This is a genomic window from Acinetobacter wuhouensis, assembly GCF_001696605.3.
GTDB lineage: Bacteria > Pseudomonadota > Gammaproteobacteria > Pseudomonadales > Moraxellaceae > Acinetobacter > Acinetobacter wuhouensis.
The window spans coordinates 303,695-317,453 of record NZ_CP031716.1 but is presented as its reverse complement, the minus strand read 5'-3'; the positions used below and the strand labels follow the sequence as shown (position 1 = coordinate 317,453).

Here is a 13,759-nt window from a genome sequence, read left to right as displayed (position 1 = left end):
AAAATGAGCACATTCTACACGGAATTTTAATTTTTAAATCATTTTTTCTTTATCAATTGCGTCATCTCATTTAAAGTTAAGTTCTAGCAATATAAAGAATAGGCAAATTAGAAAGTAAAATCATTTCATAGATAATGACCAAAACTCTACTTAGCTCAAATTATTGCTCAAATATCTGTTTAGAAGAATGCGTTTGAACCTAGCTATTTTCAAGGATCATCGTATAATTTTCGTATTCAAATTATAAAATGAAATTTAAGGTGTTTTGGGGATGTCTATACAGAATGGTTCACCTAAGTTTTCGGGATATATTCGTCGCTTAGTGGATGAAGGCTTTTTATCAGCCCAACAAATGAAAGATGCGATTGACAGTGCTAAAAAGAATAAAATGAGCACAGTTGCCTATTTAGTCGAAAAATTAGATATTAAAGCGATTCTCATTGCTGAAATGATCTCATCTGAATTTGGCGAACCAATTTTTGATCTAGATAGCTTTAACCCTGAAATGTTACCCAAAGAAGTGGCTGATAATAATTTATGTTTCAAACATAAAGTGATTCCTTTGGTACAGCGTGGCAATATTTTATATGTTGCGACCTCAGATCCAACCAATGTTGAAGCGCTTGACGCCATTCGTTTTAATTGTGGGCTCAACATTGAACCGATCATTGTTGAATATGACAAATTAGAAAAAGCTTTAGAAAAGCATTTTACAGTAGAAGAAAGTTTTAGTTTTGGCGAAGAAGACTTTGATGTCGATATTATTGCCACAGATGATCAAGAATCAACGGACGTCGATAATGACACCCCAGAAGATGAAGCGCCGATTGTTAAATATGTTAATAAGTTATTGGTCGATGCAATTCGAATGGGCGCATCCGATTTGCATTTTGAACCCTATGAAAAATCTTATCGTGTGCGTTACCGTGTCGATGGTGTTTTAAGATCTATTACCAACCCACCACTACAATTGGCAAATCGTTTAGCTTCACGTCTAAAAGTGATGTCCAAAATGGATATTTCTGAAAAACGTGTTCCTCAAGATGGTCGTATTAAATTAAAACTATCTAAAACCAAAGCCATTGATTTTCGTGTGAACTCACTCCCAACCCTCTTTGGTGAAAAACTGGTACTGCGTATTCTTGATCCATCCAGCGCCATGCTCGGGATTGATGCCTTAGGCTATGAAGAACATCAAAAAGCCTTATTTATGGAAGCGCTCGAAAAACCTCAAGGCATGTTACTTATCACAGGTCCAACGGGTTCAGGTAAAACGGTTTCTTTATATACAGGCTTGAATATTTTAAACACCGAAAGCTCGAATATTTCTACAGCCGAAGACCCTGTCGAAATCAACTTGGAAGGGATTAACCAAGTTAACGTCAATCCTAAAGTGGGTTTAAGCTTCTCCGCAGCGCTCAAATCATTCCTGCGTCAAGATCCAGATATCATCATGGTCGGGGAGATTCGAGACCTTGAAACTGCTGAAATTGCGATTAAGGCAGCACAGACCGGTCATATGGTGATGTCTACTCTACATACCAATAGTGCTCCTGAAACATTGACCCGTTTAAGAAACATGGGGGTGCCTTCTTTTAACATCGCAACATCAGTGAATCTCGTGATTGCTCAACGATTGGCGCGTCGCCTATGTAGTCACTGTAAAGCGCCCGTTGAAATTCCAAAGCAAAGTCTGTTAGAAATGGGTTTTACAGAACAAGATTTAAGCAACCCAGACTTACAAATATATCAACCGATTGGCTGTAGTGAATGTCGTGAAGGCTATAAGGGGCGTGTTGGTGTATATGAAGTGATGAAAGTAACACCTGAAATTTCAAAGATTATTATGGAAGATGGTAATGCGCTTCAAATCGCAGCAGCATCTGAGAAATTGGGGTTTAATAATCTAAGACGTTCAGGACTGATTAAGGTCATGAATGGTTTAACTTCTTTACAAGAAATTAACCGCGTAACCAGCGAATAAATATAATCAATATTTAAGGAAATTGTTATGGCAGCTAAAAAAGCTCAAATGATGCCAACATTTGCATATGACGGGGTTGATCGTAAAGGGGTCAAAATCAAAGGTGAACTGCCTGCACGTAATATGGCACTGGCTAAAGTGACTTTAAGAAAGCAAGGCATCACCATCAAAACCATTCGAGAAAAAAAGAAAAATATTCTCGAAGGTTTAATGAAGAAAAAAGTTTCAACCTTAGATATCACGATTTTCACACGTCAATTAGCCACCATGATGAAAGCTGGCGTACCTTTGGTTCAAAGTTTTGAAATCGTTGCTGAAGGTTTAGAAAATCCATCGATGCGTGAAGTAGTTTTGGGAATCAAAGGTGAAGTCGAAGGCGGTAACACTTTTGCAGGGGCTTTAAGAAAATACCCTCAGTATTTTGATAACCTATTTTGTTCATTGGTTGAATCAGGAGAACAGTCTGGTGCGCTTGAAACCATGTTGGACCGTGTTGCAATCTATAAAGAAAAATCTGAATTACTTAAACAAAAAATTAAAAAAGCGATGAAGTATCCCATCGCAGTTATTTGTGTTGCGATCATTGTTACCATTATTTTGATGGTCAAAGTTGTTCCTGTATTCCAAGACTTATTTAGCTCATTTGGTGCTGATCTTCCTGCTTTCACCCAAATGGTCGTAAATATGTCGAAATGGATGCAAAGTTATTGGTTTATTCTAATTATCTTTATTGCTGTTGTGATTACGGCTTTCCTTGAAGCAAAAAAACGCAGTAAAAAATTCCGTGACTTCTTAGACAAAGCGGCACTCAAAGCACCTATTTTTGGTGATTTGGTCTATAAAGCCATTATTGCACGCTATAGCCGTACTTTAGCAACAACATTTGCAGCAGGTGTTCCACTGATTGAAGCATTGGAGTCCACAGCAGGTGCAACCAACAACGTGGTCTATGAAGAAGCTGTCCTCAAAATTCGTGATGACGTGGCTACAGGACAACAACTTAACTTTGCGATGCGAGTGACCAATAAATTCCCTTCCATGGCAATTCAAATGGTTGCTATTGGCGAAGAATCAGGTGCACTTGATGCCATGCTCGATAAAGTCGCAACACACTTTGAAAATGAAGTCGATAATGCTGTTGATGGCTTAACTTCAATGATGGAGCCGTTGATCATGGCTGTGCTTGGTGTACTTGTGGGTGGTCTCGTAATTGCAATGTATCTTCCAATCTTCCAAATGGGTTCAGTGGTTTAATGCAAGAGCTTCTCGATTATTTGATTCAAACACCAACAGCGCTTTATTTGACTGTTGGTGTGCTTAGTTTGTGCATAGGTAGTTTTTTAAATGTTGTCATTTACAGAACACCCAAAATAATGGAACAAGAGTGGCATACTGACTGTCAACTTCTGCTTCATCCAGAGCAGCCCATCATTGATGAAGAAAAACTCAGTTTAAGCAAACCAGCTTCAACATGCCCAAAATGCAAAACCTCAATTCGTTGGTATCAAAATATACCTGTTATTAGTTGGTTAGCATTAAGAGGAAAATGCGGTACTTGCCAAAACCCGATTAGTATTCGCTATCCCTTTATCGAATTACTGACTGCTGTATGCTCTTTAATCGTCGTTGCTGTTTTTGGACCAACTTTACAAATGGTTTTCGGGGTCTTTTTAACATGGATACTGATCACCCTTACCTTTATTGATTTTGATACCCAACTACTCCCAGATCGCTTCACTCTGACACTGGGTGCGATTGGCTTAGGCATTAACAGTTTTAACATATACACCACTGCAACATCAGCAATCTGGGGCTATATTATTGGTTTTCTATGCTTATGGATTGTCTACTACCTCTTTAAAATTGTGACTGGTAAAGAAGGCATGGGCTATGGTGATTTTAAATTACTTGCAGCATTGGGTGCATGGATGGGACCATTACTCCTCCCATTAATTATTCTATTGTCATCAGTTGTAGGCGCGATTATTGGAATTATTCTCCTCAAAATACGCAAGGAAAATATTCCTTTCGCATTTGGTCCTTATATCGCGATAGCAGGTTGGATTGCTTTCTTATGGGGCGATCAAATCATGAAGATTTATTTAGGACAATAATTTTAAAGTACTTTAAATTATAAAATCAGGAATCAACCATGTCATTTATCTTGGGTTTAACAGGTGGAATTGGTAGCGGCAAGTCTGCTGCGAGTCAATGGTTCGAGACCCAAGGAATTACTGTGGTTGATGCTGACATTGTGGCACGAGAAATTGTCGAAAAAGGTCAGCCTGCTCTACGACAAATTCAGCAAACTTTCGGTGATTGGGTACTCCTTGAAAATGGTGAACTCGATCGTCGTGCTTTACGTGAATATATTTTCAAAGAACCTGAAGCACGTCATCAACTCGAACAAATCACCCACCCTGCGATCCGCACCTCGATCATTCAACAACTCCAAGCAGCGACGAGTTCCTATGTGATTTTGGTATCACCTTTGCTTTTTGAAACCAATCAACATCAGCTCACACAACATACACTGTTGATTGATGCGAGTGAGGATTTACAAATTCAACGTGCATCACAGCGCGATGGACAATCCATTGAACAAATTCAAAAAATTATTGCAGCACAAATGTCGCGAGAGAAAAAACAACAACTTGCTGATGATATTGTGTTAAATGATGGGCATCTTGATCATTTACACGCCAAACTTGCCCCATTGCATCAACAATATTTAAGCAAAGCTAAAGGCGAAAACAGCCAATAAATAGCGGATGACTTAATCTTTATGCTGCTGCTCTAAACTGGTTTGCAAACTGTCCTTATAGGCAAACCAACGCCAAGGCTGTAAAGCACCGATTCCCATACCAATCAAGCCACAAATAATCGCAAGACTAAGCGGTTCATTCAGCAACGGCACAGCAATAATTGCAGCGATGAACGGTGCAAGTGTGACAATACTGCCCGTCTTAAACGCACCTAAACGCTTAATCGCCTCAACATAAGCCAAGGTTGCAATAATCACCACAAACACCCCATGAAAGAGTGTTTGCATCACTAGATGCGGTACAGTTGCTTGATCTAAATGCTTCGGCAAAAACAATAAGTAAATTGGTACATAAATAATCGCTGACCAAATCGCAACTCCTGCCATCGAGTGCCATGCTGAGAGCTTCCATTGACGTAACAAGACGGTGAAGATCCCCCACCAAATTGCACTACAGAAGAATAGAAAATCACCAAAACCAAAAGCAACACCTGTTTCTTCATACATCAAGAAACTCATGGCAGAAATCGCAGTCATCATAATGACCAAGCTGATCCACGTATGCTTATCAAAAGGCTGTTTGTATAAGAAAAAACCTGCTAAAGCCGTACACAGTGGAATACAACCATTGAGAAAAATAGCGGCATGCGCTGCGGGGACAAAGTGAAAAGCACTATATGAAGTTAGGCAATAAGCAACCCCACCAATCATAGCGAGTATAAAAGGTTCTTTTTTAAATAAAAATGCCGTGTCTTTTTTATAAAGCAGAATTGGCATTAAGATGCAAAATGCCAGAGAAAAACGTAAAGCTGTAATGTCCCAAGGGCTGATATGCCAAATTGCATTCAACCTTGATGTAATGGTAAACCCGCCCCAAATGCACATGGTAATTGCTACATATAAATAGCCTTGGGTACGGGAGGTCATCATGATCTTTCTCTAATTTACAGCGGACTGATAATTAAATTGACACTAAAAATAGTGAATTAGCTTGTTTGTCGTTGACGGCATGCTTCATACAACGCCATCCCTGTTGCCACACTGACATTTAAACTTTGTAGGTTTCCAGACATTGGAATAAAGACCGTTTGATCACAATGCGACTGAGTGATTGGACGTAAGCCTGTGTCTTCAGCCCCCATCACCACACAGACTGCTGTACCTGTAAAATCAAATTTTTGAATTGGTAATGCTTTCTCATCCAACATTGTACCAACAACACGGACATTGTAGTTTTCTTTGATTTGACCCAATGTACGTGCCAAGTTAGTCACTTGAATAAACTTCACTTTTTCAGCACCACCTGCCGCAACTTTACGAGCAGTCGGTGTTAAAGTCGCTGAACGATCACGTGGTACGATCACCGCTTCCACACCCATTGCCGCAGCAGTTCGGATACAAGCACCGAGATTGTGTGGATCAGTAATATGATCCAAAGCCAATAATAAAGGTTGATTTGAAGACTCAAGTAATTGATCTAGGTCTTTTTCATTCAGCACTGGATGTGGACGTACTGCAGCCACGACACCTTGATGGAAAGGTTGCCCTGCCAGTTTTTCCAAACTTTCACGGCTGGCTTTTTGCACACTGATTCCAAATGGTTCAGCCAGTTGTAAAATCTTTTGCAAACGCTGATCATCACGTCCTTTCAAGGTAAATAAGGTCAAAACACGCTCAGGTTCTAACTCCAATAATGACTCCACAGAATGAACGCCATAATAATATTCGGACTTCGCCATGAACGACCTCATTAACAACACGATAATAGAAATATAGAAATGAAAAATCCTGCAAAGCCAACTTTACAGGATTTTATTTGATGATCTAGTCTAACCGATTTAGCTTAAAAATTCTTTGCTTATTTTCCAAACTCGTAAAGACAATCCAATCTACACTTTGAAAAATGGAGCTTTAGATTAACCTTCTAAATGGCATACATAATCTAAAACATCATCTGTTTCGATTTTAAAACGGCTATTGCCTGGTACATAGAATGACTGACCTGCACGGAACAATTCACTTTCTTCACTGTCTGCAATTTTAACGCGACATTCACCAGAAATGATTTCCATACGTTCAGGTACATGTGTTTCAAAAGTTAAAGCTTCTTCTGATGGAAGAATCACGCCTAAAGTTTTTTTCGTTCCGTCTTCAAATTGAACAGTGTGACTAATACATAAACCGCCAAAATATACATTCGATTTTTTTACTACGGATACATGATCGTACTGAGTTGACATGCGTATTCTCCAGATAATGCGCATTTATAAAAATTATGTTTTGAGTAGTTTAATGTTGCCTCACCAACTAATCAATCTATGTTTCATTCATTGTTTTCAAATAGATCTACTTGCATTTTCCAATTTTGCTTTTCGATCTGTCGTGCATATGACCTTGGTACATCCAATACAATCTGCTGATCTTTTGTAACATCTGCAATATATCGACAAACTTGTTGTTCATTTTCATCCAGCAAGGTCCAAAAAACCTGTTTCTGATTTGGAAATTTTACGTCTAATTTCAAATTTCCAGAACCTTCATTCATCCCAATATGAAACTGGCTTAAGCCTTCAAAATCAGTATATTGTTCATGTTTTGGAAATGGCATAGCATCCACTTCAAAACTTTGGCTGTCATGAATCAAGACACTTTGCTTGATCGTAGGCCAAATCGCACAGCGTAAAAAATGCTGATCTATAACACGTGTATTGGAAAAGCGCCCAGTAACAATAAAGTCACGAATCAACTGCTCAATATTCTCAAACATGCCATAACAGCCACCCCACATCCCTGCAAGAATTAGCTCAGTATGTGAATATGAATCATGCATGGTATGAAACCATTTATCACTCTTCAACCACGCATCTACAGCGGCTTTTTCACGATACGATACCAGTGAATCAGCATCACGAATCAAAAAGCGCTTAACGGTCGGATCATCCATCACAAAAAAGCGCCAAAACAGCCCAGACAATTGATTTTGAGCTTGTGTCACTTCAACAACTTCTGCACCTTTTTCTCTGAGTCGCTGTTTGACCAGATCCGTTACCGTGTCATTGACATAAAAACGGCACGTCCACTCAGGATAAATCTCTTTAACCAAATCCACATTAATAATGGAAGTTTCACAATAACGTGCCAAATTTCCAAACAATGAAAATGCAATGATATTTTCTTTTGGCTGATGTGGATTAAATGCTTCAGGCGGTGTTTGGATGTGTTTCAGGATTGGCTCATTGCTCACCATATTTTTTTTTAGTTTCTAAAGCCAATCGCCCATATTGGACAAGCTCATCTTTTTTATTTAAAAAATGGCATACTTCTGCTAAACCATCATAAATATTGGGGTCAACTTTAGCACCACTATATTTAATTGCTTTTTTATAATGATCATATGCTAAATCAAATTTGTGCAATCTTAATTCTGTATATGCTAAATCCATCAAAATACTTGGATGTTGCGGCAAAATTTGATGTGCTGGAAGAATCTTTTGGTATGCTTCTTCAAAGTTGTTTCGCGCTAGTGCTGATCTAAATGCTTTAGAGGCAAGATCTAATTTTTTATTTAACTCTGCCGTACTCATTTGTTTGTGCATATTATTTGGAGGCTTAGGCAAAGGTAGTTTCATTTTCATATTAAAATTATTTAGAATGTATAAAATACCTCATATTAGAATATTTTCTGACTTGTGACAAAAACAAAACTTGACTATCTTAGAACCTAATCGTTCGCAGCTTGGATGCGTTTATGCTGACACACTTAAATCTAATCAATTTTGCTTTAGCCGATAACCTTGCCATCGATATTAATCAGGGCTTCAATGTACTCACAGGCGAAACAGGTGCAGGTAAATCATTATTATTAGATGCTTTGTCAGCTTGCTTAGGCGAACGCACGGATACCAACTATGTCCGTTATGGCTCAGAAAAAGCAGATATTACTGCGGTGTTTAGTTATCAGGACACTAGCCCAGAAGCTGAATGGTTAAAAACCCATGAGTTAGATGACGAATCTGGTGAAATCCATTTAAGACGAGTTATATTTGCTACAGGTCGCAGTAAGGCATGGATTAATGGTCGCCCAAGCAGTCTGTCTGAATTAAAAGAAGTTGGACGTTTATTGGTTCAACTTTATAGCCAACACAGTCAACAACAACTTTTAGAACCACCTTATCCAAAGCATTGGATTGATCGCTATAGTAATTTTTACCAACCTGCCCAAGATGTTCGCAATGCTTATAGTACATGGCAAAAAAATATTCGTACCCATCAAGCCGCGATTGATGCGCAAGCCAATCGCTTACAGCGCATAGGCACCTTAGAACTACAAATCGAAGAACTCGAAGAACTTGTACAGATCGACTATAAAGAAATAGAGCAAGAATTTGACCGCCTCAGTCATCATGAACACATCATGCAAGACTGTAGTTATAGCATCAATGTCATTGATGAATCTGAGCAGAATATTGGCCAAGAAATCTCTTCGATTATTCGTCGTTTAGAATCACATGCAGGACGTAGCGAACAACTGTCTGAGATTTATAATTCTCTGATCAATGCGCAAAGTGAAATTGATGATGCGACTGCAAATTTACGTCAATTTATTGACCGTCAAAGTTTTGATCCTGAACGCATGGATGAGTTGAATACTCAACTTGAAGTTTTTCATCGTTTAGCCCGAAAATACCGTATTCAACCTGACGAGTTAAAACAACAGTATGAAACTTGGCAAGCTGAACTTTCACAGCTTCATCAACTTGAAGATCCTGAAGCTTTAGCTGAACAAGTTGAACAATCGCATCAAGCCTTTATCGAGAAAGCACAATATCTTGATCAAATTCGTCGTGATGCCGCTGAACCATTAGCCAAACAATTAACGGAACAAGTCAAACAATTGGCACTGCCTGAAGCACATTTTGAATTTAAGTTTGAACCTTTAGAGCAAGTATCTGCCGAAGGACTTAGTTTTATTCAGCTATTATTCACAGCCAATAAAGGCATTCCGCCACAGCCTTTGGCACGTGTTGCATCGGGCGGTGAATTGTCCCGTATTGCCCTCGTCATGCAAGTGATGAATGCTGAAAAAACCGATGCTGAAGTGTTGGTATTTGATGAAATCGATGTCGGGATCAGTGGTGGGACCGCTGAAATTGTCGGTCGCCTATTAGGTGACTTAGGACAGCACGTACAGATTTTATGTATTACCCACCAAGCCCAAGTTGCAGCACAATCCGATCAGCATTTACTGGTGAAAAAATTACAAACTGATCCTGCAAGCAGTACCATTGTTGAGCTTGAGGAAGATCAACGTATTTTAGAATTGGCACGAATGACGGGTGGTATTGAAATTAGTGAAACGACTTTGCAACATGCCAAACAGTTACGACAACTTAAGTTTCAACATGCCTAATAAGTCTTCACTTGCCTAAACTGGAAAATACTTTTAAGCGCAATTCATCAAAAATAGAGTCAAAAAAACCAGTCATCGAAATGGCTGGTTTTTTTGTCAGAATAATCAATCTCGATTAATCCCACTTAATCGGTTTTTCACTTGACCCAGGTGTCATATCATAAGTTGGGGTAAAACTTGAACCTTGATTGCCATAAGTACCTACCGAAGGCTGTAACTTCAAGCCTGCCAATACTTCTTGACTCAGTCCTTGTGCAACTTTTTCAGCACTATTCTCATCTAAATTGTTATTCAACATATTTTGAAAAGAACTATTGTTCAAAGCGCGATTGAATGTTCCTGAAGCCACCACTTTACTCGTATTCGCTTCGATTACACGCCAAGTTAAACGGATTTGTTCAGCACCTTTATTCAAACCATACATTCGATCTGAATTTGCAGCAGACAAATTATTAATACGCCCAACCAATAAATAGTCTGCACCTACTTTTTGACCAATACGCGCCATTTCTTGTGGTGCGCCATCCCATTGTAAGAATGCATTTTCATACATCATTTCTTCAAGATAATGACGATCTACCAGACTCAATTGACCTGATTGTGCAAGATAATTGCCTAAAACATCGGCTAGTTCTACACTAAACTCACCCGCTGAATCTGTTGCTGCGGAACGGTTATTTTTCTCTGCAAATTGGAATGGCAATACTGCGATACGGCGCAAATGTTGATCTTGAACCGTAGACTGGAATTGAACTACATGCGCGCGAACTTTAGCACGATAGTTATTTTTTGAGCCCGTTACACTCAATACTTGGAATTTTGTTACCGAACCTGATCCAGTATTATCCACGCTAAATACAGGTGAAACTTTACCTGAATATTTCCACTGATTATTGCTCACAGACATTTCAACTGTTTCTTCAATATCAGCACGTGGCGCAACCGTTGCACCATTAACAGACTGTACAGCAATTAAAAGTGCTTCTGAAATAGCTTGATGCTGTGTTGCACCGCTTCCAGTTGCTTCTTTAACCACTTCCTTTAGGGCTGCAAATGCGCTGCTACTGCACACTCCTGCTAAAATTGCGGCAAGTAATATTTTTTTCATCATTCTCATCTTCAAGAAAAAAAGCGACTGCCTAAGACAGTCGCTAAAATGATTTTATAAGCCAAATGCTGAACGTTTTGCTGATTTACGAATTTCTTTTTCGCTTGTCCACTCAACGATACCGGTTTGAACATTTTGTAGTTTTAAAGTGAATTTATAATAAACATCGCTCTTACCACCAACATTTTTCACGATACTTGAAAGGTTACCGTTAAGCATGTATTCAGCACCAATATGACCACCTGCTTTTACAGAAGTCGCTTGATTCACTAAACCACTGTTCTTCTGATAGTTCAATTGATCTGCCATCGCATTGGCAGCAGTCATATCAACAAAACGGAATTTACCTGAATTGATCAATTTGTTTTGAATCGTGTCAGTGATTGATTCAGTGTCGATATGCTCTTGAGTTTTGTTGCGAATTTTATCTACAAACATCACTGGACGACGGTTTTGCGTCAATTGTACAACCACTGGGAATGACAACATATCTGTCACCATTTTATCAGCAATCATTTGTAGATCTGTAGAACCAAAATCTTTGTTTAATGTTTCAACAGACTGCGCATCACCATAATTCACCTGAGTGCTTGCACAACCCGTTAATGCAACTACAGTGGCAACCGAAGCCAAAACTAATTTCATATTCATGGATCTATTTCCTTAATTACCTTTTAAATAAACAATGACATCAACAGCCGATGGATTTGGTGCAACAGATTGAACTGTTTTCGTTTCACGACCTGCCAATTGAATTGGTTTCCAGATTGAACTTTCTGGGCTAATTTCCATGTTATTTGCATCGACCCAAACAATTTTGTATAAAAATTCTTTGGTCACAAACCAATCACCCTTAATGCCTAAAGAAACTTTTTTCAAATCCCCTGCATAAGCCATTGAGATACGCTCAGCCGAAACTTTGGTGTTTAACCATGGGTTATTCCCCACTGTTTTCACAGAATAAGTGCCATCTGCAGCTGTTTTGGTCGACAGTGCATTTGGCGCTGTACAGCCCACAACTGTTGCAGAAAGCACACCCAATAAACTGAGCTTTAATAATGTTTTCATTGCATTTTCTCTAATTTAAAAAATTAATAACTGATGGTACTGATACTGGTCGTGATACGCTCATTCACATCATTGACATAAACAAATACGGTTTGATTCGCTGCTACATCCAAACTCACAGGCTCACTGTTAGCACGTTTTCCAAAAATCTGTAGATTGTGCTTTCCTGGTGCGACATCAAAGCGCGCGATTTGGGTATTACTCGGTAAGGTTGACCATGCACGTAAATCTGCACGTTCTGTAGCAATATTCATCAAGTTGCCAGCCAACTGTCCTAGAGAGCCGAGTTGCTGTCCCAATTGTTGTTGAGCTGCATATTTAGTCGTTGCACGCAGAATTTGACTGGTGACCGTTCCCACCATTTTTTCTTTTAAATCTTTTACTGCAAGTGCGCCAATATCATTCAATACAAAGCTGCGTTGTGCTTTATTGCCCAGTTTGATATTTAGACTTTCAGGATTGACATAGGTACTTGGTTCATAAGTTGCAAATGCAATATTCATGATGCCGTTTGGCATCGGTAAAGCCAGTTTGTTTTCAATTTTTTTAGGTACAATTCCTTGTTCGATAAATACAATAACTGGCACAGCACCTTTACCACGAGCTGGACTACGATCTAAACGTTGTACATCTTTGGCTAAGTTTGTATCTGGTTGCAATTCATAAGCTTTTTTATAATCAACCAACGCATCATTGGATTCTCCAACGGCTTCCCAAAGATTGGCAGCCATATAAAATGCATAAGCATTTTGGTAAGTATTTTTTATTTTCCCAGCAATCGTATTTAGTCCTGCGAAAGCTTCATCGACATTTTCTAAAGCGGGATTACTCGGTTCATTCTTACTGGCTTTTGCAGACTTCTTCTCTAACTCTTTTTCATGATCAATTTCAATTTCACGCTGGATACGTTGTGCAATTCGCATTTCAACACTTGCAGCTTCTGAATCTTTTAAAAAGATATAGTTTTTCGCTTGAGAAATATGTGCAAGAACTTGCTCATAAGGGGGTACATCATAAGGTACGATTGAATCGTTACTCAGCATCGAAAGTGCTTTAAAACCAAGGCGAGAAACGCTGACTTTGGCACGATTATTTTGCTTTTCTAGTAATTCAAAGGCTTTTTTATACACATCAGCACTTTCCTCATACTGATGATTCACTTGCAATAGACGTGCTTTTTCTAAGTTGTACAACACGGCGTCTTTAGAAGATAGATTTTTATCAAATTTGGCTAAAGTCGGTGCTGAGATCTGACTATTCAGATCACTTCTAAAAAGTGCCCCATCCTCTTCATATGTACTAAAAACCCCTGCTTGAACACTCATGGATAAAGCCAATGATAGACAAGCGACCCCAATATTTTTCGTGAATGAAAATTCCATAATATTATGATTATTAATAAAGTATGCGCGAGATATTACAAAT

Annotated in this window: 12 protein-coding genes and 1 pseudogene; 5 read left to right on the top strand and 8 right to left on the bottom strand. The window is 38.8% G+C overall.

Going from position 1 to position 13,759, the window contains the following annotated elements; translation table 11 throughout:
* Positions 1–271 precede the first annotated feature (271 nt).
* Genes pilB through coaE form a run of 4 tightly spaced genes read left to right on the top strand, consistent with a single transcriptional unit; the run spans position 272 to position 4,748 of the window.
* Positions 272–1,984: a type IV-A pilus assembly ATPase PilB gene (gene pilB / locus BEN71_RS02140; RefSeq protein WP_068973843.1), complete on the top strand. Its 1,713-nt coding sequence runs from the start codon at positions 272–274 to the stop codon at positions 1,982–1,984.
* A gap of 27 nt (positions 1,985–2,011) precedes the next feature.
* A complete protein-coding gene (locus BEN71_RS02135; RefSeq protein ID WP_068973844.1) occupies positions 2,012–3,238 on the top strand; it encodes a type II secretion system F family protein in 1,227 nt (408 codons plus the stop codon).
* A complete protein-coding gene (locus tag BEN71_RS02130) occupies positions 3,238–4,098 on the top strand; it encodes a prepilin peptidase (protein ID WP_068973845.1) in 861 nt (286 codons plus the stop codon). Before BEN71_RS02135 ends, BEN71_RS02130 begins: the two co-directional genes overlap by 1 nt.
* Positions 4,099–4,136: 38 nt before the next feature.
* The gene (coaE, locus tag BEN71_RS02125; RefSeq protein ID WP_068973846.1) at positions 4,137–4,748 is read left to right on the top strand and encodes a dephospho-CoA kinase; all 612 of its coding nucleotides are present in this window, start codon (positions 4,137–4,139) and stop codon (positions 4,746–4,748) included.
* A gap of 12 nt (positions 4,749–4,760) precedes the next feature.
* Here coaE and BEN71_RS02120 read toward each other — a convergent pair whose 3' ends face one another.
* The 4 genes and pseudogenes from BEN71_RS02120 to BEN71_RS02105 form a co-directional block, all read right to left on the bottom strand.
* On the bottom strand, positions 4,761–5,678 hold the full coding sequence (locus BEN71_RS02120; RefSeq protein WP_068973847.1) for a DMT family transporter: 918 nt from the start codon (positions 5,676–5,678) through the stop codon (positions 4,761–4,763).
* A gap of 56 nt (positions 5,679–5,734) precedes the next feature.
* Positions 5,735–6,487: a 23S rRNA (guanosine(2251)-2'-O)-methyltransferase RlmB gene (gene rlmB / locus BEN71_RS02115; RefSeq protein WP_068973848.1), complete on the bottom strand. Its 753-nt coding sequence runs from the start codon at positions 6,485–6,487 to the stop codon at positions 5,735–5,737.
* Between the two features lie 177 nt (positions 6,488–6,664).
* Positions 6,665–6,988: a pyrimidine/purine nucleoside phosphorylase gene (gene ppnP, locus BEN71_RS02110; protein WP_068973849.1), complete on the bottom strand. Its 324-nt coding sequence runs from the start codon at positions 6,986–6,988 to the stop codon at positions 6,665–6,667.
* 83 nt (positions 6,989–7,071) lie between these two features.
* A pseudogene (locus BEN71_RS02105) lies at positions 7,072–8,383 on the bottom strand (tetratricopeptide repeat protein).
* A 113-nt stretch (positions 8,384–8,496) separates the two neighbouring features.
* Between BEN71_RS02105 and recN the strand changes: the two are divergent.
* Positions 8,497–10,158 carry a DNA repair protein RecN gene (gene recN / locus BEN71_RS02100; RefSeq protein WP_068973850.1) on the top strand — a complete coding sequence of 554 codons (1,662 nt, stop codon included), beginning with the start codon at positions 8,497–8,499 and terminating at the stop codon, positions 10,156–10,158.
* A gap of 115 nt (positions 10,159–10,273) precedes the next feature.
* Here the strand turns inward: recN and BEN71_RS02095 are convergent, their stop codons facing one another.
* Genes BEN71_RS02095 through BEN71_RS02080 form a run of 4 tightly spaced genes read right to left on the bottom strand, consistent with a single transcriptional unit; the run spans position 10,274 to position 13,659 of the window.
* The gene (locus tag BEN71_RS02095) at positions 10,274–11,269 is read right to left on the bottom strand and encodes a CsgG/HfaB family protein (RefSeq protein ID WP_227542645.1); all 996 of its coding nucleotides are present in this window, start codon (positions 11,267–11,269) and stop codon (positions 10,274–10,276) included.
* 51 nt (positions 11,270–11,320) lie between these two features.
* On the bottom strand, positions 11,321–11,917 hold the full coding sequence (gene lpoB / locus BEN71_RS02090) for a penicillin-binding protein activator LpoB (RefSeq protein WP_068973852.1): 597 nt from the start codon (positions 11,915–11,917) through the stop codon (positions 11,321–11,323).
* A gap of 12 nt (positions 11,918–11,929) precedes the next feature.
* Positions 11,930–12,334, bottom strand: coding sequence for a DUF1425 domain-containing protein (locus BEN71_RS02085; protein WP_068973853.1), 405 nt, complete (start codon positions 12,332–12,334; stop codon positions 11,930–11,932).
* 23 nt (positions 12,335–12,357) lie between these two features.
* Positions 12,358–13,659, bottom strand: a complete 1,302-nt coding sequence (locus BEN71_RS02080) for a COG3014 family protein (RefSeq protein WP_227542644.1) — start codon at positions 13,657–13,659, stop codon at positions 12,358–12,360.
* Between the last annotated feature and the right edge of the window lie 100 nt (positions 13,660–13,759).